Below are 19556 nucleotides of genomic sequence, written 5' to 3'. Positions count from 1 at the left end.
GGAGAAACCTCATGCACAGGATCGAACCGGTCCCGGTCCGCAAATCGGTTGCCGTCCGCACGTCTCCGCAGAAGGCCTTCGAGTTCTTCGTGAACGGCATGGGTGGCTGGTGGATCAAAGAGCACAGCCTGACGGAGTCCGGACAGAAGACGGTGATCGTCGAGGCCAGAGCGGGCGGCAGATGGTACGAAGTCGGGAATGCCGGCGAGGAGCGCGAATGGGGCCGCGTCATCACCTGCGATCCGCCGCACCGCATTCTTCTCGCTTGGCAGCTCAACGCCGATTTCGACTTCGAGCCGAAATTCCAGACGGAAGTCGAAGTCTGGTTCGAGGCGAAGGGCGAAGGCGAGACGATCGTCACGCTGGAGCACCGCGATCTTGGCAATTATGGCGTTAAGGCCGAGGATCTGCGCGGCGTGCTCGACTCTGCAAAAGGATGGGGTGGGTTGCTGGCGTCGTTTGCCGCGAAGGTGGCATAAGCGGCTCTGCAGCTACTCCCGGCTCCTGCGCCTTCTGCGCCCACCGCCTTCGCCGTCATCGGCCAGCGCCTTGCGCTCCGGTAGCGCCACGACCTCGGAGAGCTTCGGAAAGGCGTCGACCTTGTTCGGCATCGCCATGGCGTTGACGAAGTGCTCCTGAAATTTCGATTCAAGAGCCGTTTCTATCTTCTCGATCTTTCTCACGGTTTCCTCGATCTCGCGGCGGTGACCGCGGTTGAGGAGGGCCATAAGGGCGCCGGTGCCGGCGGCATTTCCGACTGCCTTCACCTCGGCGAGGTCGCAATCCGGGATCAGGCCGAGCACCATGGCGTATTTCGGATCGATGAAGGAGCCGAAGGCGCCGGCAAAGCGGATCGTGTCGACATGCTCGACGCCCTGCTTTTCCATCAAGAGCTTGATGCCGGCATAGAGCGCAGCCTTGGCGAGTTGGATCGCTCGGATGTCGTTCTGCGTCACGGTGATGCGCGGTTCGCCGTCATGCAGCAGGTAGGAGAAGGTGCGGCCGTTCGGAACGATACGCGAGCTTTTAGCAGCCATCGCACCGTCGACGACGCCGTCCTGCGAGATGATGCCGGTGAGATACATTTCAGCGACCACCTCGATGATCGCCGAGCCGCAGATCCCGGTAACGCCCACCGCTGCGGCGGCCTCGCCGAAGCCCTCCTCGTCCGACCACTTGTCAACACCGATGACGCGGAAGCGTGGCTCGAGTGTCTCCGGGTCGATGCGGACGCGCTCGATCGCGCCGGGTGCGGCGCGTTGGCCGGAGGAAATTTCAGCTCCCTCGAACGCCGGGCCCGTCGGCGAGGAGGCGGCGACGACGCGGGCGCGGTTGCCGAGGACGATTTCGGCATTGGTACCGACATCGACGAGCAGCATCATCTTGTCCTGGCGATGCGGACCCTCCGAAAGCGTCGCGCCGGCCGCATCCGCCCCGACATGTCCGGCGATGCAGGGGAGCATATAGAGCCTCGCGCCGCGATTGACCTCGATGTCGATCTCATGCGCCCAATATTGCAGCGCGCCAGAAACCGCGAGTGCGAAGGGCGCTTGGCCGAGTTCCGTCGGGTCAATGCCGAGGAAAAGGTGATGCATGATCGGGTTGCCGACGACCACCATGTCGAGGATGTCGTGCCGATCGACGCCGCCTTCGCTGCAGACCTTGCCGATCAGCCCGTTCACCGCTTCCCGCACGGCCTTGGTCATCGCCTCGCGGCCATCCGGGTTCATCATCACATAGGAGACGCGGCTCATCAGATCCTCGCCGAAGCGGATCTGCGGGTTCGATGCGCCCGAAGAGGCAACGATTCGGCCGGAGAGCAGCGACACCAGGTGCATGGCGATCGTCGTCGAGCCGATGTCGCAGGCTATTCCATAGGCCTCGTTCTTCAATCCCGGCCAAAGGCCGACGATGAAGGGGCGGGAGGAATCCATGTCCCGATGGATCGCGGCGGTCACCGCCCAGTTGCCCTTGCGCAGGATGCCCTGAACCTGCGGGATCAGGTGCGGCGCGATCAGCAGATCCTTCCAGCCCCAGTCTTTCTCCAGAACCGCCTTCATCCGGTCGAGATCGCCGAGCGGCTTGTGCATGTCCGGCTCGTCCACTTCGACATAGCAGAGCTGGACGGCGGCATTGCGCTCGATCAACCGGTCGGTTGCGGCCTTGCGCACCACCTGGGCATTGATGACGGTGTCCTGCGGCACGTCGATGACGAGATCGCCGAGGATCTGCGCCGAGCAGGAGAGGCGACGACCATCGGGCAGTTCGCGCACCGTGGCGTAGCGCTGCTCCTTGGGGCCGATCGGGGAGAGGTGTTCGTTCGAGGAAACGATCTTGTGCTTGGCGAAATTGCCTTCCTGCACGGACACCTGACAGCGTCCGCAGGTGGCGCGGCCGCCGCAGACGCTTTCGACATAAACGCCAAGCTTGCGCGCAGCATCGAGCACTGGGGTGCCGACCGGGAAGCGGCCGCGCTTGCCCGAAGGCATGAAAAGCACCAGAGGATCCTTCTGCGCGGCTTCGGTCATATTGGTCTCGATTTCGGAAGTGCTTTCGATGCGCATGCTGGTCGGTCTCTCGTCAGGTCCGCTTCAACCGGGGAGCGAAGCGCGGGTAGACCGCTTCAGACTGCACCGGAATGACGCCTGATAGTTGTCAGATCCCGACATGAAAAGATCTGTCAGCACATTTCAGGAGGGTTGCCGTGCGCTGGCGAACGGGACGGTTACGGTTTCCTGCGCGATAGCCGCCGGGCATTGCTGCGCACCCGCTTGCCATAGGGCTTGAGGGCGGCCGCGGCAATAGCCGTCCCATGGTGGGAACCGCTGCCGGTCATCAGCCGCATCGTGCTGTCGAGAGCGGCCTTCCAGAGGGCCAGGTTCACGGCCATCCCGCTCTCGGCCGCCGCTGCGACCTTTTCGGAAACCATGCGTTGGAGCTCGGCTACGTCGTGCGTCTTTCCGGTCATTGCCGCAAGCTGCATCTGCTGCAGCCGAAGCGCGATGACGAATGGAGCATCGAACCAAAGCGTGGCAGTGTCCAAGCGGAGGCGGCGCGGTGTCATTGGTTATCTCCACTCTTCGGCCGGATGCGAGTTCCGGATTTCGCTATGGTGCCACAGTTAGCTTCACGACTGCGAATGCATAGGCGACTGCCGTGGCCAACAACATCGAACCACCTCAAAAGCACAGGTTTATGACCCGTTCTTAAGATCGCAGATTGATTCTATTCGTAAAAGCCAAGCCAAATACAACGGCAAGCACCGCGAAGTTTAGAAACACAAGCGGCAGAACATAGTTCCAGAGTGCACCGTAGAACCTTCGAAACTCGTCCGCATCCTCAAACAGCATGTATCTGGCGAAGAGGATCAAGGGGATGAAAACCGCAAGGAACCGAAGATGGTTCCTCCAGGCAATTCCCCTTGATAGGCAGTGCAGCGTCGAAGCAGGATATTACTCTCGCACCGCTGCGGCGCCAGCCCGCGCCGCACGTCCGCCACGACGTCCACCGCCGGCAGCCGGTGCCGCGGCGGCCGCCACATGTCCGCCTTCGGCCGGCTTGTGGTCGCGATAGGTCATGATCCAGTTGGTGCAGTTCGCGTCGGTACCGTTCAAGACGTTCGCGGCGCGCACCGCTTCCATTTCCTGCGGGCGGCAGGGGTTCATGATTGCCGACGTCATGCCGGCACCGATTACCATCGGAATGAAGCCGGCATTGATGCCGTGGCGATGCGGCAGGCCGAAGGAGATGTTGGAAAGGCCGCAGGTGGTGTTGACCTTGAGCTCTTCACGCAGGCGGCGGAGCAGCGCGAAGACCTGCCGGCCAGCATCGCCCAGGGCGCCGATCGGCATGACGAGCGGATCGACGACGATGTCGTGCGGCTTGATGCCGTGATCCATGGCGCGCTCGACGATCTTCTTGGCGACAGCAAAGCGGACGTCGGGATCCATGGAAATGCCGGTCTCGTCATTTGAGATCGCGACAACCGGAACGTCGTACTTCTTAACGAGCGGAAGGATCGCTTCCAGCTTTTCCTCTTCGCCGGTGACCGAGTTGACGAGCGGGCGGCCCTTGGCAACGCGCAGGCCGGCTTCGATCGCCGCCGTTACCGAGCTGTCGATCGACAGCGGTACATCGACGAGGCCCTGGACGATTTCCAGCGTCTTGACGAGCAGCGGCGGTTCGGTCTCGTTCGGGTTGACAGCTGTCACGCCCGCATTGACGTCGAGCATGGTCGCACCCGCGGCAACCTGCTCCAGCGCGTCCTTGATGACCGTCTCGAAGTTGCCCTCGATCATTTCGGCGGCGAGCTTCTTGCGGCCGGTCGGATTGATGCGCTCGCCGATGACGCAGAAGGGCTGGTCGAAGCCGATGACGATCTCGCGGGTGGCGGAAGCGACGATGGTGCGGGTCATATAAGATCCTCTGATCCTGGAGCCTGGGGCTATGTAATAGACCCCATTCGTGTTTGTCAGGCGCGGGACGAGCCGAAGCGCCGGTTTTCCTCTGTTAAAGCCGCTGGCCGCGGCCCTGTTCTCAATGCGGATGGTGTGCGGCGGCCTCCGCCATCTGCTGCTGGTTTTCCTCGATGCCCCCGCGAAGATGCTCGAGCCGCTCCGCCACAAGCGTTTCCGTCGGCGTCGCTTCGTGTTTCCATGGCTTGCGACCCTTCAGGACGCCGGACTCGTGGACGATCTCCGCCACATATTCCTCCTGGCGATAGGCCATCACGTGCACGCCCGAAACGCCCTCGATCTCCTTCACCTCGTTGATGATGTCGATGCAGAGCTGCTTGCCTTCCTTCTTCTGGTCCTGGGCGCCTTCAAGGCGCGTGATGATCGAATCGGGAATATGGATGCCCGGCACGTTGGAGCGGATCCAGCGTGCGGTCTTGGCCGAGGCCATCGGGCCGACGCCGACGAGGATGAAGCATTTCTCGTGCAGGCCGAGGTCGCGCACCTTCTTCATGTACTCGCGGAACATCGGCACGTCGAAGCAGTACTGGCTCTGGACGAATTGGGCGCCCGCTTCGATCTTCTTTGCCAGCCGGTAGGGCCGGAAATCGTAAGGCGGCGCAAAGGGGTTGATCGCGGCGCCGAGGAAAACCTGCGGCGGCGTCGTCAGCTTGCGGCCGGAGAGGAATTTCGAATTGTCGCGCATGATCCTGACGGTCTCGAGCAGCGACATGCAGTCGAGGTCGAAGACGGGCTTGGCACCCGGCTGGTCGCCGGCCTGCACACCGTCGCCTGTCAGGCACATGATGTTCTGCACGCCCATGGCCGAGGCGCCGAGCACGTCGCCCTGGATGGCGATGCGGTTCTTGTCGCGGCAGGCGATCTGCATGATCGGCGCATAGCCCATGCGCGTCAGCAGCGCACAAATACCGACCGACGACATGTGGCAGTTGGCGCCCGAGGCGTCGACGGCGTTGATGCCGTCCACCCAGCCGTCGAAGATCGCTGCCCGTTCGTAGACGTCCTGGGGATTGGCGCTGTCTGGCGGATTAAGCTCGGCCGTGACGGCAAATTCGCCGCGGCGCAGCACCCGCTCCAGCCGGCCGCGCGAAGAATGGCCGGGCAGGGGGTCGAGCGGCGCACCGGGGTCGAAGGGGTTGATATCCGGGCTCATCTCTGGCCTTCCTTCTTCGCCTCTTCGAGAGCCGCGGCCTCGGCCGTCACCCGCAACCACGACGAGGTTTCTCGCAGCGATTGGTTGACCGGTTTCTGGACATTCATGATCGCGTTGCCCTTCACCATGTTCTGCGAACCCTTCCACGCTTGCACCCAGACACAGGGCATATCCGGTTCGACCTCGCAGTTGCCGTTGGCACGGACGCCGCCGCAGGGGCCGTTGCGGAGCTGCTTCGGACAGTTCATCGGGCAGGACATGCCGGTCGAGGACAGCGCGCACTGGCCGCACATGCGACAGTCGAAGAGGAAACCCTTGACGTGGCGTTCGACGAAGGTCACCGGCCGCTCGACGCGGTTGTAGCCGATGGCGTTCCAGAGCGGATGGAGCATCAGGAACATGTCGGCAAAGCGGTTGTAGAACCATTCGAGAAAGCGCGAATGGCGGACCGCCCAGAGCCGGACCGTGTATTTGTGGCGCGAGCGGCGGCTCGGCGAGACATTTGTCGGCGTATAGGCGCCCGTGGCCGCCTTCTTGGCGGATTCGGCGTTGCCGGTGACGACCTTGGGGTCAGGCATTGTCCCGCCCTCCGGCTTTGACGAGTGCAACGAGCCGCTCCCTGTCGTAGGCGGCCTCCAGTTCGGCTGCTGCCTTGTCGGCCTCCGCCTCGAGATCGTCTGAAACCGGGATCGGATCGGCCTTGCGCCATTCGGCCAGGTAGTCGTCGGTCTCGGCAGCGCCGGTCCGCATGGCGCACATGTCGATCGCCTCGGTGAAGCGCAGCGAAAGCTCTCGCTTGGCACTCTTGCGGCCCTGTTTGATGATGACCTGGGCGGGGATATCGCGCCAGTAGACGATGATGCGGTCTGCCATGGGATTCCTGTTCTCCTCCACAGCCCCGCGCCTCTTGTCAGACGCGCAGAGGTCGCTGTAGCCCTTTGAATTGCTGCATGTTTTTATCCTTACGTCGATCGCGATCCAAGGAACATGCAGAGCGCATGATGCCGAAGGCCGAAATCGGTCTTCGGACAGGCTTCTACGCCGAGTCAAAGTGTTGCAGCGTTCTTTGCGCGTCTGTTCTGACGAGCGGTGCTGTTATGCCGACAATGCGCATGTCTATGCGCCGTGGCTTACCTTGGCACGACGTCGGATATGTCAAAAAACGACGCTCCCCCGGTTCGCATGAAGAGCGGAATGCACCGCGGGTATCTTGACGCGGCCCTTGGCATTCGGAACGCGGAAGCAGGGTCCTGGCAAACACCTTGGCCGCAACCGTGCGATCGCGCCAAACCGGGCTCCTCGGCTACGGCCTCAATAGCCGGAGCTTCCGCTGCCCTGGCTGCCGCCGCCCATGCCGCCACCGCCGGAGGCGCCGGTTGAACTTGGTGGAGGAGGGGCGGCGTTCTGCTGGCTCGTCTGGTTGCTGACGCACCCGGCGATCGCCAAAAGTGCGATCAAGGCGATGAGTATCGATGGTCCGTGCGGCATTTTCTTCTCCAATCACGGATTGGAACTGCGCAGCCATGTTCTTCCCGTCGACTGTTGGAGGCAAGTGCATGCGTGCGCTTGATTTCGTACAAAAGCGCGTCATTTCCATCGAATGTGCAGATGCCCCGGAGAGTCCTGATGTCAAGAACAGTGATCGCAATGTTGTGCCTCGCGCTTCTCGCGCTTTCTTCCTGCGCGAACACGGCGCGCGGATTCAGGCAGGATAGCACCCAGACCGGCCACGCTGTGGATAGTGCTACCAAGCGCGTCCTGGGGGCTGCTCAGTAGGACAGCGCCTTCGCCATCCGGCGACTACGCCGCATCCTCGGCTGCGGTCGGGGCTTGCGCCCGACTGCGATGAGCACCCTGAGAGCTGCTTCCGCTTCAGCCTCGGTGAACCCGGCTAGTAGCTGGTCCGCAAATACCGCCGGGACACCGGTCAGGTTGTCCCACACGGTCCAATGGTCGGTTGGGTCGAGGATGAGTTCGTAGCGGTCCTGTTGCATCGGATTCCTCTCGTTTACCAGATCCCGCGTCGCAGGCCATTCCAAAGCCAAGCCCAGACCGGCGGATGATACCATTGCCGCGACGGAGCGGCGATATCGAAGGGTCGGAGGTATCCGGCGAGCGCGTCCTCGACCGCCCTGATCGCAATGTCGGTCGAGGCGGCTGTCTGGAGCAGCGGATAGGTATGGATCGTATCGGCGCGGCTTGGTATCTGCCGCGACTGGTAAAGAATGCCGCCGGTATCGACGCCCTCATCGACGAGATGAACGGTCGCGCCGAAATTCTCCAAATCATTGCCGACGAGCGCCCAGTAGCCGCCCATCAGTCCGCGATACTGCGGATTGATGCCCGCATGGAAGTTCAGGACGGGGCAGGGGATTGTTGCCAGCGTTGCGGGCTTCAGCATCCGGCAACTGACGAGAAAGACGACGGCGGGCTGAAGCGCCGTCAGCCGTGCGCGGCCTTCGGCATCGTTGATCGAAGCGATCTGGTGCACCGGGATGGAGGGGGGCTTGTCGGCAGACACGCCGTAGCTGCGCAGGATTTCGGCCGCCCGCCGGCGCGTGAGCCGTTTGCCGAAACGCGAGGCGATCATCGTGGCGAGCTGGCCCAAAGCCGTCGCCCATCCGAGCTTCCGAGCCCGCCGTCTGACGAAGAGCGCCTTGGATTCCGGCTGCTCCTGCAGGACGACGATGTCGGAAAAGCGGGCGGCAAGCGCATTGATCAGGATGTTCGGATTGTCGCCCCCTGCGGTAACGACGACGATGCGCCGGCCGGTCGAGGCGGCCGTTGACGTTTCACTTTCCGTGAGGGCGCTTTGCGATCGGTACATAGGTCGGCAAGGGTTGTCTGAGTATCATCTGCGGCGTCCAGACACAGTGGCGCGCAGAAACAGATATGCCGACACAGGCGTTACCGTGGTCTTAAGCGGGTAGCCAATAATATATCACGGGGTCGATTGCCCGAGCATTACGCCTCAATCAACGACCGGCTGAGATCGCCGTAGCCGGTAAAGCGGTACTCATAGGCGAGGCCGAGATAGTCGGCGGCGCGGCGGGCCTTCTCCTTGAGCGCCTCGTCTTCCACCTGCGATAGATAGACGAGCTTGCGGTAGTGGCCGAAATACATGTCGCGCAGTTCCGGATGCCGGTCGAGGCCGAGCGGCTCGACGACGAATGCTTCGAACTGGCGGGCGAGGAAGTCGGTGAGAAAGAAGGCCGTGAGGTCGTCGTCCCAACGGGCGGCGAAATCCGCATTGCCGGCGAAGAAGGAATAGCAGTGCGGGCCGGGAATCCGCTCGACGCCTTCCTCCTCGCAGAGCCGATCGATGAGACCGCCGGTACCGCAATCGGCATAGGCGATGAAGATGCGCTCGAAGCCGTCGGAACGGGCGCGGGCGATCGCGTCGCGAAGGCCCGGCACGATCTTTTCCGGCGTGTTGTGCCAGATGGCGGGAAGACAGTTGAGCTCGATATGGTCGAGCTTGTTGGCCTCGCAGATCGCAAGAATTTCACGTGCGATGGCGCCGCAACCAATGACGTGAACTTTCTTTGGCTGTGCACGTTCTCTTGCCGACGGTGCGTTTTCCATCTTTATTCCGCCTTGTATCAACACAAAGGAATCACGGTCATGACAATAAGGTCCATCGCGATGATCGGCGCTCTTCTGGTAGCGCTCTCAACCCTGAGTTCCTGCGCCAATACGATCCGCGGCATGGGGCAGGATACTGCGAATACCGTGAACGCCACAGAGGGAGCCGGGCGCCGGGTCGCCCGAGCGGCCAATTGACCGCCACGCGGCTGTAGGGAGGCGTAGCGGCCTCGCTTTATAATAAACAAAGACGCCGGCTGTCGGTTTCATCCGCACAGCCGGCGTTTTTCTGCATCAGTTGGACTCAGCCGGCGGCAAGCTGGTTGTGCTTGCGCCGCATATAATCCTTTGCGGTTTCGACGGCGACCGCCGCGTCGCGGCAATAGGCGTCGGCGCCGACGGCCTTGCCGAATTCCTCGTTGAGCGGCGCGCCGCCGACGAGAACGACGTAATCGTCGCGCAGGCCCTTCTCCTTCATGGTGTCGATGACAACCTTCATGTAGGGCATCGTCGTCGTCAACAGCGCCGACATGCCGAGGATGTCGGGCTGCTCGCGCTCGAGCGCTTCCAGATAGTTCTCGACCGGATTGTTGATGCCGAGGTCGACGACGTCGAAGCCGGCGCCTTCCATCATCATGCCGACGAGGTTCTTGCCGATGTCGTGAATGTCGCCTTTGACGGTGCCGATTACCATCTTGCCGAGCTTCGGTGCGCCGGTTTCGGCGAGCAGCGGCCGCAGGATGGTCATGCCGGCCTTCATCGCGTTTGCGGAAAGCAGAACTTCCGGCACGAAGAGAATGCCGTCGCGGAAGTCGATGCCGACGATGCGCATGCCTTCGACGAGCGCCTGGGTCAGGATGTCGTAGGGCGTCCAGCCGCGCTTGAGGAGGATGCGGGTGCCATCCTCGATTTCCTCCTTGAGACCGTCATAAAGGTCGTCATGCATCTGCTGCACGAGTTCCTCGTCGGAAAGGTCCTCGAGAATGATTTCATCATCTGCCATAGTAGGGTCCTCGGTTCCTGGCATAGTCGTTTCGCGGGAGTGGCACGATAACACTCCGGACGCGTTGTCCCATCCTTAACGGGCGGCGCCTAAAAATCTCTTTTCGAAAGCGACGTCGCATATGGTGAAAAACGACGACGCGTTGCTTCCCATCGTTTGTCATGCCAGTCGTATCGCATAATTCACCGATGCGGAATCCGCCGCCCGGTAAAATTATGCAACAGTTCAAGGTGTTAGTTTAGGCAGCTGAGCAAGCGTTTAGGTAATGGCCGGCCCACAGCCACGGTTTCACGCGGCACCAACGGACCGTGTGGACGGGGCCGGTCGAGTGTCTAAGTTGCGCCACCTGTTGGCGCATTGAGACCCGTACCGATCCGGCGGCTTGGTAGCATTAGGCCAAATCCATGCCGGGCGCATGGTGCCGCTACTGGATTCGACCGGCGGAAAGGACTATGCGCCCACCTACCGAAATGTTGCAGCGTCCTTCGTGCGAAGACGTGGCGGGAGAGGAATGAGCGAATGAGCGACGTTACAGAACAAGGCGCGATCGAAGGCGGCGGACGCCGCGCGCGTGGCGAGGGACGTGGGGCGGCAGCCCGCCGGGCCTCCCGCACCGGCGGCGGTCCGGGACCGTCTCTGCCCTATATCCAGCGCAAGATTCGCGAGTACGAAGTTCTCGACGAGGAGGGGTTGCAGCTCATCGAGCGCAATGCCGACATCGTTCTGGAAGAGATCGGCATCGAATTCCGTGACGATCCGGAAGCGTTGGAGCTCTGGAAGGCGGCGGGAGCTGATGTGCGCGGCGAGCGCGTCCATTTCCCGAAGGGCCTCTGCCGCGAGCTTTTGAAGACCGCGCCGTCGAACTTCACCTGGCATGCGCGCAATCCGGAGCGCAACGCCCATATCGGCGGCAAGGCGACGGTTTTCGCACCGGTCTACGGCCCGCCCTTCGTCCGCGATCTCGACGGCAACCGCCGCTATGCGACGATCGAGGATTTCCGCAATTTCGTGAAGCTTGCCTACATGGCGCCGTCCGTCCATTCCTCGGGCGGCACGGTCTGCGAGCCGGTCGACATCCCGGTCAACAAGCGCCATCTGGACATGGTCTACAGCCATATCCGCTATTCCGACAAACCCTTCATGGGCTCGGTGACGGCGCCGGAACGGGCCGAAGACACGATCGCCATGGCGAAGATCGTCTTCGGCGACGATTTCGTCGAGAACAACACGGTGACGCTGAACCTGATCAACGCCAATTCGCCGATGGTCTTCGACGAGACGATGGTGGGCGCGCTCAAGGTCTACGCGCGCCATAATCAGGCCTGCGTGCTGTCGCCCTTCATTCTTTCCGGCGCGATGAGCCCGGTGACCGTCGCCGGGACGCTGACGCAGATTCTGGCCGAGGTTCTTGCCGGCGCCTCGTTCACCCAGCTGATCCGCAAGGGCGCGCCGGTGCTTTTCGGCACCTTCGCCGCCTCGATCTCGATGCAGTCGGGTGCCCCAACCTTCGGCACGCCGGAGCCGTCGCTTGTCTCCTATGGCGCCGCCCAGCTTGCCCGCCGCCTCGGCCTGCCGTTCCGTACCGGCGGTTCGCTCTGCGGCTCCAAGGTTCCGGATGCCCAGGCGGCACACGAATCGGCGAACACGATCAACATGACACTGCTCGCCGGCACCAACTTCGTGCTGCACGCGGCCGGCTGGCTCGAAGGCGGTCTGGTCTCGTCCTACGAGAAGTTCATGATCGACCAGGATCAGCTCGGCATGATGCAGAAGATGGCTGAAGGCGTCGATCTTTCGGAGAATGCGCAGGCGCTCGACGCGATCCGCGAAGTTGGCCCCGGCAGCCACTATCTCGGCTGCTCCCATACCCAGGCCAATTTCCAGACGGCCTTCTACCGCTCGCCGCTCGCCGACAACAATTCCTTCGAACAGTGGGAAATCGAAGGCGAGAAGCGGATCGAGCAGCGCGCCAACGCGCTCGCCCGCTCGTGGCTCGAACACTACGAGGCACCCTATCTCGATCCGGCGATCGACGATGCGCTCAAGGACTATATCGCCAAGCGCAAGGATTCGATGCCGGACGCCTTCACCTGAAAGGCTCCCGAGCGAGCCAGGGAGCAAGGCGGCGCGGCGCAGGTGGCCGACATGATCCAGAAGGAGGTCTGGCGCCCGCATTACGAAACCCAGGGGCCGAAACCGAAATGACGGCGGCCTCCGCTTGTGACGACAATCTTGTTCAAATGCTCCGTGCGGCTCTCGAGCCGCACGGTCTTTTTTTGCGTGGCACTGTGAATTTTGTGGCCGGCGAGGCGGCTCCCCAGCTAAAGGGCGGCGCGCCTGCCGCGAGCGTCCTGCTCGTCGGCAATATCGGTGGCTCACTGTGGGAGCCGTTCAGCCGTTGGCGAGCAGACCAGCCGGATCAAGGCGGCATGGATCCACTCGACAATTGGTCGAAGCAGATAATCCAACCTGTCGCGGAGCGGCTCGACGCCACCGCCTATTACCCGTCCGATCCGCCCTGGCAGCCATTCCAGCGATGGGCAATGCGCGCCGAGGGCTTGAAACCATCGCCGCTCGGCATCCTCATCCACCCCAAATATGGTCTCTGGCACGGCTATCGCGGTGCGCTCGGCTTTGATCGGGTACTTCCGCAGACGGACAAAGTTTCAACTGGCCATCCTTGCGATGCTTGTGTGGGAAAGCCGTGCATTTCGGCCTGTCCGGCTGATGCCTTGGCCGCCCGCGCATTCGATGTCGCTCGCTGCCGCACGCATTTGAGGTCAAAGGAGGAGCCTGGCGGCTGCCTCGCGCTTGGCTGCCTTTCGCGCGATGTCTGTCCGGTAGGGCGAGACTTTCGCTACCCGGATGCGCAACTCCGTTTCCATATGGCGGCACTGAGGCTTTAGACTGGTTGCTCTCAGTCGGCCCCAGTCGGTCATGATGGACCGTGAAAATGCCCTCCTGCGCCGTGATTGACTTGCCAATCCGGAGCACTCAGCAATCGCGCATCAAACCGCCGCAATCCATGCGATGTTACGTCACGATCCGCTTCGAGTCGCGAACCATGCCACTGTTTCCAAAAGGCCTTCTCATCGGCGCCGCACTTCTCACGGGCGGCTTTGCCAAATCCGCGCCGGCCGACGCTGCAGGCACTTCCTGCCGCAACGTGAGCCACCGTGGCGAAGACTACATCGCCTGCAGCTTCGATCCCGCCGCAAGCGACATTCGCCTCTACAACAAGGACCATGCGGGCGTTCCGTTCAGATCCTTCAAGGCGCTGTCGCTCGAATTGCGCCATCGCGACGAATATCTCGTCTTCGCCATGAATGGCGGCATGTATCACGAGGACCTTTCTCCGGTCGGCCTGCACATTGAAGAAGGCGGAGAGCAGGCCCCGCTCAACACCAATCCGGGTTGGGGCAATTTCCACCTGCTGCCGAACGGCGTCTTCTACGTGACGGACGGCAAGGCAGGCGTTATGGCGGCAGAGGCTTACCGCGACGCCGGCATCACACCGCGCTTTGCCACGCAATCCGGGCCGATGCTGGTGATCGACGGCAAGCTTCACCCGCGCTTCCTGCCGGACAGCGACAGTTTCAAAACCCGCAACGGCGTCGGTGTGACGACGGAAGGCCAGGTGGTTTTCGCGGTCTCGAAGCGGCCGGTGCGCTTCCACGATTTCGTGACGCTCTTCCGGGACGCGCTTGACTGCCCCAACGCGCTGTTCCTCGACGGCACGATTTCGAGCCTTTATGCGCCGGAGATAAACCGCCACGACCGGCTGTTTCCGCTCGGGCCAATCATCGCCGTCGTCGCGAGGTTTCCGCATTGAGCGCACCGCAAAAGAATTTGTCGGCTCCACCCAAGGAATGGCGGTCGGCGACCGTCTAAGCTTGAAATAGGACAGAGCGGGCAGGGATTGTGCGTGCAGGGATTGGGCGGGCAGGGATTTGGACGCGGAACTCGTTGAACGGGCGGTGAGCGGCGATCGCGAGGCCTTTGGCCGATTGATCGAGCGCCACTATGACTTCGTTCATGCGGTCGCCTGGCGGTGGTCGGGCAATGAGGCCGATGCGGAGGATATTGCCCAGGAGGTCTGCATAAGGCTTGGCTCGGCGATTCGCGGCTTCCGCGGCACCAGCCGGTTCCGCACCTGGCTCTATGCATTGACGCTGAATGCGGCCCGTGATCACCGGCGCCGGCGGGCGCGCGACGAGCGGAAGATGCAGGCCTATGCATCCGATTCGGCGCTCTCCGCAATGTCCGATGGCGATGACGAGGAGCGGCGCGAGGCGCTGTGGGCGGCGGTGCGGGCGCTGCCGGAAAAGCAATGCGATGCCGTCCTGCTCGTTTATGCCGAGGGTCTGAGCCATGCGGCAGCCGCCGACGTGCTTGGCTGCTCGGAAGCGACCATCTCCTGGCACGTCCATGAGGCGCGGAAACGCTTGCGGACGCTGCTCGGCAAGGAGGCTGTGTGATGACCGACGAACTCGATATGCTGTCCGGACGGACGCCGCCGAAGCCGACGGACGAGGCACGGGCGCGGGCCCTCGCCGCCGCGATGCAGTCCTATGACGCGGCGGAAAATATGTCGCCTGCCCAAGGATCAACGAAGCCCGCGCGTCAAAGCTCCATCCTCAACCGGATATGGAGCCCTATCATGAACCGGAAATTTCTTGCCGGATCGGCCCTGGCGATGCTGATCGTCGTCCCGGCCGCCGCTTTCCTGACGCTGGAACTGGTTCGCAGCGATTTTTCACGCGACGCGGAGGTGCAGGTGGCCGCCAAGCCAGTACCGCGCCCGCAGCCGAAATCGACTGCGCCCGCGACCATCGAGCGGGGAGAGCTTTTCCCCGGGTCCGGCTCGGACCTCAGCGAGGTGCCTCGCGAGGCCGCCGAAAACGAGGCGACGGCAAGCGCTGCGGCCGATACGGCCGCAGCGCCCGCTGCCGAAGGCGGGACGGTGGGCTTTGCCGCGCGTGGCCGCGCCGCACTCATGCCGGCGCCGGCCGTGCCAAGCGATATCCTTCCGCCGCCGACAGAAAGCCGCGAGCGCTTCGGCAACGCCGATGCCAATCCAGTAAAAAGCGTTGCGACCGAGCCGGTCTCGACCTTCTCCGTCGATGTCGATACGGCCTCTTACGCCTTCGTCCGCCGATCTCTGATGGAGGGCGAGATGCCGAACCATGATGCCGTACGCGTCGAGGAGATGATCAATTATTTCCCCTATGATTGGCCGCGCCCGACGACGGCTGCGGAGCCGTTCAAGGCCACCGTCACAGTGACGCCGACGCCATGGAACGCAGCAACGCGGCTGATGCATGTGGCGATCAAGGGCTATGAGGTGGTTCAGCAGGAGGCGCCGAGAGCCAACCTCGTCTTCCTGATCGACGTCTCCGGCTCCATGGACGAACCGGACAAGCTGCCGCTTCTCAAGAATGCTTTCCGGTTGCTGGTCGAACGGCTGAGACCGGACGATACAGTGTCGATCGTCACCTATGCCGGCAATGCCGGCACGGTGCTTGAACCCACGGCGGTCAAGGACAAGGCGAAGATACTGGCGGCGATCGACACGCTGCAACCGGGCGGCTCGACGGCCGGTGCCGAGGGCATCGACGCTGCCTATCGGCTGGCGGAGAAAGCCTTCGTCCAGAACGGCGTCAATCGCATTCTGCTCGCGACCGACGGCGACTTCAATGTCGGGCCGTCGAGCGACGAGGAATTGAGACGCGTGGTCGAAGCGAAGCGCAAAAGCGGCGTCTTTCTCTCCGTTCTCGGCTTCGGTCGGGGCAACTACAACGACGCGCTGATGCAGACGCTCGCCCAGAACGGCAACGGCGTTGCTGCTTACATCGACACGCTGGCGGAGGCGCAGAAAACGCTCGTCGAAGAGGCGGGGTCGTCGCTCTTCCCGATCGCCAAGGATGTGAAGCTGCAGGTGGAGTTCAATCCGGCGGCGATCGTCGAGTACCGGCTGATCGGCTACGAGACGCGGGCGCTGAAGCGCGAGGATTTCAACAACGACAGGGTCGATGCAGGCGACATCGGCTCCGGCCACAGCGTGACGGCGATCTACGAGGTGACGCCCAAGGGCAGCCCGGCCGTGCTCAACGACGAGCTCCGCTATGCGACCGCCGAAAAGCCGGCAACAGCTGCGGCTCACGCCGGCGAACTCGCCTTCCTGAAGATCCGCTACAAGAAGCCGGACGGCGACAGGAGTGAGTTGATCACCACGCCGGTCACCGAGGAAAATGCGGTGCCGAACCTCGCCGAGGCGTCGGCTGACGTCCGCTTCTCCATCGCCGTCGCGGCGTTCGGCCAGAAGCTTGCCGGAAATTCAGCCCTTGCCGACTATTCCTATCCGGCGATCGCCGATCTCGCCGCCGCCGCCAAGGGCACCGATCCGTTCGGCTACCGCGGCGAGTTCGTCAATCTGGTGCGGCTGGCGAAAGGGCTTTCGGGCGCAAAGCAGTAGCTGCCTACTGCATGTCTCCTTATCGACCTCGATTTAAGGACAAAGGCATGCAGCAAATTCAAAGTGCGACAGCGACCTTTGCGCGTCTGATAAGACGCGCGGCGCTGTAGGGCGGGCAACTCCTGCGCGCCGAGGATCATCAGGAATGGCTGGGCGGCACCGTCCACCACCGTGACGCGCCGGAGTTTTGCGGATTGCTGCCTGCCCACGCTGTTTTTCTCAAGCCTTTGGAAAGGCGCGCTGCAATCCACCGGATTTGATCAGCCCGTTCCGAAACGCCTGATAGGCCGCATGCTGGCTGGAGCGGGCCACCTCCATAAGGCGCATCTGAAGACGCGGCGGCGCCTCGTTGCCGAGCCATTCTCCGACTCTTTCGAGTTTCAGCGTATTCAGGAACCGCGCTTCGGCGGCAAGGTCGAGGTGGCGGTGCAGCCCCTCCATCAGATTTTCATCCTGTTCCTGATTTTCCATCAGCAGCTTGACGAAAGCCTGCTCCGCTTCGCCGAAGCTCGAAAGCTTGGAGGCGGTCGTGTCCCGGTCGGGGAAGGCGGCTGGCGTGCTCATGGATTTATCTCCGTTGGTCGCACATCCTCGGATAGGCGACTCTCCCTCCATCTGCAATTGATAGCTTGCGGTCGTCTTTGCCGAACTCCCGAACCTCTACCAGTGGAGCGCGCGGACAGCGCGCTGCGTCAGCCTAGTCCGCTTATCAAGTCGGTCGTGCCATAGAAATCACACCAATGTGGATATACCCGACCGCGCAGTGGCGGCTTCGGCAGGGCCATGTTAACCGGCAAGCTCTGAACGAGGTGCTCCACAGTTGCTACAATACAGACCCGAAATTGATGGACTGCGCGCGCTCGCGGTCATGCCCGTGCTTCTCTTCCATGCTGGTTTTGGCTTCATCGGGGGCGGGTTTGCTGGCGTAGACGTTTTCTTCGTCATCAGTGGTTATCTGATCACGGCGATCCTCCACCGCGAAATCCGCGACGGTAGCTTCAGCATTGTCGGATTCTACGAACGCCGCGCGAGGCGTCTTGCGCCAGCTTTGCTCTTCATCTGCACCGTTTCGACCGCCTTCGCCGCTCTTTGGATGCTGCCGCAGGAGCTCAACAATTTCGGCAAGAGCCTTTATGCGGTGAGCCTTCTCGGGTCGAATTTCCTGTTTTGGGGTCAGACCGGGTATTTCGCGCCGAACACGGACTTGATGCCCCTTCTGCACACCTGGTCACTGGCCGTCGAGGAGCAGTTTTACATTGCGTTGCCCCTGCTTCTACTCGCGCTTCGCCGCTACTCGGTGGCTAAGGTGATGAAGCTTCTGGCGACTGGCGTTATCCTCAGCTTTGGAGCCACGCAGATTCTTGCCCGCATCGATCCGGCCGCAAATTTCTACCTGCTGCCGAGCCGCTTTTGGGAGCTCGGCATCGGTGCAATGCTGGCGATTGCCAATGAGAGGCAATTCGATTTTCCCCAACGAATGCGTGAGATCCTGGCAGCGCTCGGTCTTTGCGCCATCGCCGCCAGTTACATCCTCCTCCAAGGAACGGCTTACTACCCCGGCTGGACGACGCTGCCGGTGGTGCTGGGAACTACTCTCGTGCTCGCCTTTGCACACGGAGACACGGTCGTGGGCAAACTGCTTTCGTGGCGGCCCTTGGTGGCGATCGGACTTCTAAGCTATAGCCTCTATCTCTGGCATCAGCCGGTCTTCGCCTTCGCGCGCTTGCGTTGGATCGACGAGATTCCACGTTTCGGTTACTTGCTGCTGATCGCGATTTGCTTCGTATTGGCCTATTTCAGCTGGCGCTATGTCGAGCAGCCGTTCCGCAAACGAGCCCGTTTCGGACGGCGCGCCGTTTTTAGTTTCACGATCGCCTCTGGTGCCGTGGCAATCCTTTTGGGCCTGGGCCTTGATGGGACGGACGGGATGGTTGCGCAAAAGCGGGACTTGGCGCGGCTGACCGGCTCGAGTGTCGGCCTCGGCAAGCGGTGCGATGCGGTGGTCGATCTCAAATGCGCTACAAGCCACACACCCGAAATGGCCGTTTGGGGCGATTCCTTTGCACGACATCTGGTTGATGGCATCATTGCCTCGAAGCCTGACGTCCGGTTGCTACAACTTACCAAAAACAATTGCGGGCCGTTTCTCGACCTGTCCCCGATGGCGCCGCGGCTTGGCCCGAGCTGGCCGAAGGAATGCGCCCAGCATAATGATGATGTGCGGCGTTTCCTGGTAGCGAACAAGTCGATCCGCTATGTCGTCCTGTCATCGCAGCTTAGCCAGTACCTGACGGAAGAGATGGTGCTCGTCGAAGGAAGGCGGGAAGTCCCCACCGAGGTGAAGACCCTCACCACCAGCCTGCGCTCGACGCTTGCCTGGCTAAAGGCAAATGGTTTTGAGGCCGTGTTCGTCGCGCCGACGCCGCATGACGGCCGCGACACCGGCCTTTGCGTTGCGCGGGCAAGACTCTTGGATCAACCGATTGAGCGCTGCGAGTTGCCTCTCAAGAATGTTCGCGTCCACGACAAGGACATACTACAGGTCGTCGCCGATATCGCCGACGAGTATCCCGTTGTCAGCTTCATGGATTATCTTTGCGATGCGGATGCCTGCAAGGTCGAGGATCAGGGCGTAGAGCTTTTCGAGGACCATGGGCATTTCTCCGCGCAAGGATCGCGACAGATGGGCCGCGCGCTCAACTTCTACCGCTCCTTTGTCGATGCAGCGAAGAGCGATCCGGTATCCGCACAGGTCTCACCGGCGCAACCTTCGCCCCCATCGGCAGCCCTGTGATCGATCGGTCAGGCGAAAACTTCCCGCAACCGGGGGCCGCTATCGCCTCCACGAGAAGAGTTACGCTCTGA

At 62.2% G+C, this 19556-nt stretch carries 21 protein-coding genes; 9 read left to right on the top strand and 12 right to left on the bottom strand.

Going from position 1 to position 19556, the window contains the following annotated elements:
• Positions 1-11: 11 nt before the first annotated feature.
• Complete coding sequence (locus CO656_RS04830; protein ID WP_097524966.1) at positions 12-479, top strand: SRPBCC family protein; 468 nt, start codon at positions 12-14, stop codon at positions 477-479.
• Between the two features lie 12 nt (positions 480-491).
• On the opposite strand, the gene CO656_RS04825 is transcribed toward CO656_RS04830, so the two are convergent.
• From CO656_RS04825 to CO656_RS30140, 7 genes are all read right to left on the bottom strand, one after another.
• Positions 492-2564 (bottom strand): ASKHA domain-containing protein, encoded by a 2073-nt coding sequence (locus tag CO656_RS04825; protein WP_050988336.1) that lies wholly within the window; start codon positions 2562-2564, stop codon positions 492-494.
• 161 nt (positions 2565-2725) lie between these two features.
• A complete protein-coding gene (locus CO656_RS04820) occupies positions 2726-3064 on the bottom strand; it encodes a hypothetical protein (protein ID WP_037423582.1) in 339 nt (112 codons plus the stop codon).
• A gap of 388 nt (positions 3065-3452) precedes the next feature.
• Complete coding sequence (locus CO656_RS04815; protein WP_037423585.1) at positions 3453-4415, bottom strand: methyltetrahydrofolate cobalamin methyltransferase; 963 nt, start codon at positions 4413-4415, stop codon at positions 3453-3455.
• A gap of 121 nt (positions 4416-4536) precedes the next feature.
• A complete protein-coding gene (locus CO656_RS04810; protein WP_037423588.1) occupies positions 4537-5628 on the bottom strand; it encodes a methylenetetrahydrofolate reductase in 1092 nt (363 codons plus the stop codon).
• Positions 5625-6206, bottom strand: coding sequence for a methylenetetrahydrofolate reductase C-terminal domain-containing protein (locus CO656_RS04805; RefSeq protein WP_037423591.1), 582 nt, complete (start codon positions 6204-6206; stop codon positions 5625-5627). Before CO656_RS04805 ends, CO656_RS04810 begins: the two co-directional genes overlap by 4 nt.
• Complete coding sequence (locus CO656_RS04800; protein WP_097524965.1) at positions 6199-6501, bottom strand: virulence factor; 303 nt, start codon at positions 6499-6501, stop codon at positions 6199-6201. Before CO656_RS04800 ends, CO656_RS04805 begins: the two co-directional genes overlap by 8 nt.
• Positions 6502-6939: 438 nt before the next feature.
• Entirely contained in the window at positions 6940-7116 is a 177-nt protein-coding gene (locus CO656_RS30140; RefSeq protein ID WP_086022790.1) for a hypothetical protein, read from the bottom strand.
• A 138-nt stretch (positions 7117-7254) separates the two neighbouring features.
• Between CO656_RS30140 and CO656_RS30720 the strand changes: the two genes are divergently transcribed.
• Positions 7255-7404 (top strand): entericidin, encoded by a 150-nt coding sequence (locus CO656_RS30720; protein WP_037423596.1) that lies wholly within the window; start codon positions 7255-7257, stop codon positions 7402-7404.
• Here the strand turns inward: CO656_RS30720 and CO656_RS04785 are convergent.
• From CO656_RS04785 to CO656_RS04775, 3 genes are all read right to left on the bottom strand, one after another.
• The gene (locus tag CO656_RS04785; protein ID WP_234819688.1) at positions 7398-7622 is read right to left on the bottom strand and encodes a hypothetical protein; all 225 of its coding nucleotides are present in this window, start codon (positions 7620-7622) and stop codon (positions 7398-7400) included. The two genes, CO656_RS30720 and CO656_RS04785, sit on opposite strands and share 7 nt — an antisense overlap.
• Before the next feature lie 14 nt (positions 7623-7636).
• On the bottom strand, positions 7637-8455 hold the full coding sequence (locus CO656_RS04780; protein WP_097524964.1) for a formyl transferase: 819 nt from the start codon (positions 8453-8455) through the stop codon (positions 7637-7639).
• Between the two features lie 137 nt (positions 8456-8592).
• Positions 8593-9213 carry a DUF1638 domain-containing protein gene (locus CO656_RS04775; protein WP_037423599.1) on the bottom strand — a complete coding sequence of 207 codons (621 nt, stop codon included), beginning with the start codon at positions 9211-9213 and terminating at the stop codon, positions 8593-8595.
• 39 nt (positions 9214-9252) lie between these two features.
• Between CO656_RS04775 and CO656_RS04770 the strand changes: the two genes are divergently transcribed.
• Positions 9253-9411 (top strand): entericidin, encoded by a 159-nt coding sequence (locus CO656_RS04770; RefSeq protein WP_083854228.1) that lies wholly within the window; start codon positions 9253-9255, stop codon positions 9409-9411.
• 106 nt (positions 9412-9517) lie between these two features.
• On the opposite strand, the gene CO656_RS04765 is transcribed toward CO656_RS04770, so the two are convergent.
• The gene (locus CO656_RS04765; protein WP_037386375.1) at positions 9518-10216 is read right to left on the bottom strand and encodes a B12-binding domain-containing protein; all 699 of its coding nucleotides are present in this window, start codon (positions 10214-10216) and stop codon (positions 9518-9520) included.
• 519 nt (positions 10217-10735) lie between these two features.
• Here CO656_RS04765 and CO656_RS04760 point away from each other — a divergent pair.
• From CO656_RS04760 to CO656_RS04740, 5 genes are all read left to right on the top strand, one after another.
• Positions 10736-12310 carry a trimethylamine methyltransferase family protein gene (locus CO656_RS04760; RefSeq protein WP_037423604.1) on the top strand — a complete coding sequence of 525 codons (1575 nt, stop codon included), beginning with the start codon at positions 10736-10738 and terminating at the stop codon, positions 12308-12310.
• A 107-nt stretch (positions 12311-12417) separates the two neighbouring features.
• Positions 12418-13122 carry a 4Fe-4S dicluster domain-containing protein gene (locus tag CO656_RS04755; RefSeq protein ID WP_097524963.1) on the top strand — a complete coding sequence of 235 codons (705 nt, stop codon included), beginning with the start codon at positions 12418-12420 and terminating at the stop codon, positions 13120-13122.
• Positions 13123-13280: 158 nt separating this feature from the next.
• Positions 13281-14048, top strand: a complete 768-nt coding sequence (locus tag CO656_RS04750) for a phosphodiester glycosidase family protein (RefSeq protein ID WP_097525070.1) — start codon at positions 13281-13283, stop codon at positions 14046-14048.
• Positions 14049-14166: 118 nt separating this feature from the next.
• Positions 14167-14694 carry an RNA polymerase sigma factor gene (locus tag CO656_RS04745; protein ID WP_097524962.1) on the top strand — a complete coding sequence of 176 codons (528 nt, stop codon included), beginning with the start codon at positions 14167-14169 and terminating at the stop codon, positions 14692-14694.
• A complete protein-coding gene (locus tag CO656_RS04740; RefSeq protein WP_234819687.1) occupies positions 14694-16691 on the top strand; it encodes a VWA domain-containing protein in 1998 nt (665 codons plus the stop codon). The genes CO656_RS04745 and CO656_RS04740 overlap by 1 nt, the downstream gene beginning before the upstream one ends.
• A gap of 219 nt (positions 16692-16910) precedes the next feature.
• Here CO656_RS04740 and CO656_RS04735 read toward each other — a convergent pair whose 3' ends face one another.
• Positions 16911-17255 carry a hypothetical protein gene (locus CO656_RS04735; RefSeq protein WP_097524961.1) on the bottom strand — a complete coding sequence of 115 codons (345 nt, stop codon included), beginning with the start codon at positions 17253-17255 and terminating at the stop codon, positions 16911-16913.
• Between the two features lie 256 nt (positions 17256-17511).
• Here CO656_RS04735 and CO656_RS04730 point away from each other — a divergent pair, with 256 nt between their 5' ends.
• A complete protein-coding gene (locus CO656_RS04730; RefSeq protein WP_272938885.1) occupies positions 17512-19485 on the top strand; it encodes an acyltransferase family protein in 1974 nt (657 codons plus the stop codon).
• Positions 19486-19556: the final 71 nt, after the last annotated feature.

Origin of the sequence: Sinorhizobium sp. FG01 (assembly GCF_002531875.1) — a bacterium.
Taxonomy (GTDB): domain Bacteria; phylum Pseudomonadota; class Alphaproteobacteria; order Rhizobiales; family Rhizobiaceae; genus Sinorhizobium; species Sinorhizobium fredii_C.
The sequence above is the reverse complement of the archived record's forward strand: the minus strand, read 5'-3'. Positions and strand labels throughout refer to the sequence as shown.

Coding starts and splice junctions, on each gene's coding strand:
- CO656_RS04830 (WP_097524966.1), top strand. CDS start 12: ATGCACAGGATCGAACCGGTCCCGGTCCGCAAATCGGTTGCCGTCCGC.
- CO656_RS04825 (WP_050988336.1), bottom strand. CDS start 2,564: ATGCGCATCGAAAGCACTTCCGAAATCGAGACCAATATGACCGAAGCC.
- CO656_RS04820 (WP_037423582.1), bottom strand. CDS start 3,064: ATGACACCGCGCCGCCTCCGCTTGGACACTGCCACGCTTTGGTTCGAT.
- CO656_RS04815 (WP_037423585.1), bottom strand. CDS start 4,415: ATGACCCGCACCATCGTCGCTTCCGCCACCCGCGAGATCGTCATCGGC.
- CO656_RS04810 (WP_037423588.1), bottom strand. CDS start 5,628: ATGAGCCCGGATATCAACCCCTTCGACCCCGGTGCGCCGCTCGACCCC.
- CO656_RS04805 (WP_037423591.1), bottom strand. CDS start 6,206: ATGCCTGACCCCAAGGTCGTCACCGGCAACGCCGAATCCGCCAAGAAG.
- CO656_RS04800 (WP_097524965.1), bottom strand. CDS start 6,501: ATGGCAGACCGCATCATCGTCTACTGGCGCGATATCCCCGCCCAGGTC.
- CO656_RS30140 (WP_086022790.1), bottom strand. CDS start 7,116: ATGCCGCACGGACCATCGATACTCATCGCCTTGATCGCACTTTTGGCG.
- CO656_RS30720 (WP_037423596.1), top strand. CDS start 7,255: ATGTCAAGAACAGTGATCGCAATGTTGTGCCTCGCGCTTCTCGCGCTT.
- CO656_RS04785 (WP_234819688.1), bottom strand. CDS start 7,622: ATGCAACAGGACCGCTACGAACTCATCCTCGACCCAACCGACCATTGG.
- CO656_RS04780 (WP_097524964.1), bottom strand. CDS start 8,455: ATGTACCGATCGCAAAGCGCCCTCACGGAAAGTGAAACGTCAACGGCC.
- CO656_RS04775 (WP_037423599.1), bottom strand. CDS start 9,213: ATGGAAAACGCACCGTCGGCAAGAGAACGTGCACAGCCAAAGAAAGTT.
- CO656_RS04770 (WP_083854228.1), top strand. CDS start 9,253: ATGACAATAAGGTCCATCGCGATGATCGGCGCTCTTCTGGTAGCGCTC.
- CO656_RS04765 (WP_037386375.1), bottom strand. CDS start 10,216: ATGGCAGATGATGAAATCATTCTCGAGGACCTTTCCGACGAGGAACTC.
- CO656_RS04760 (WP_037423604.1), top strand. CDS start 10,736: ATGAGCGACGTTACAGAACAAGGCGCGATCGAAGGCGGCGGACGCCGC.
- CO656_RS04755 (WP_097524963.1), top strand. CDS start 12,418: ATGACGGCGGCCTCCGCTTGTGACGACAATCTTGTTCAAATGCTCCGT.
- CO656_RS04750 (WP_097525070.1), top strand. CDS start 13,281: ATGCCACTGTTTCCAAAAGGCCTTCTCATCGGCGCCGCACTTCTCACG.
- CO656_RS04740 (WP_234819687.1), top strand. CDS start 14,694: ATGACCGACGAACTCGATATGCTGTCCGGACGGACGCCGCCGAAGCCG.
- CO656_RS04735 (WP_097524961.1), bottom strand. CDS start 17,255: ATGAGCACGCCAGCCGCCTTCCCCGACCGGGACACGACCGCCTCCAAG.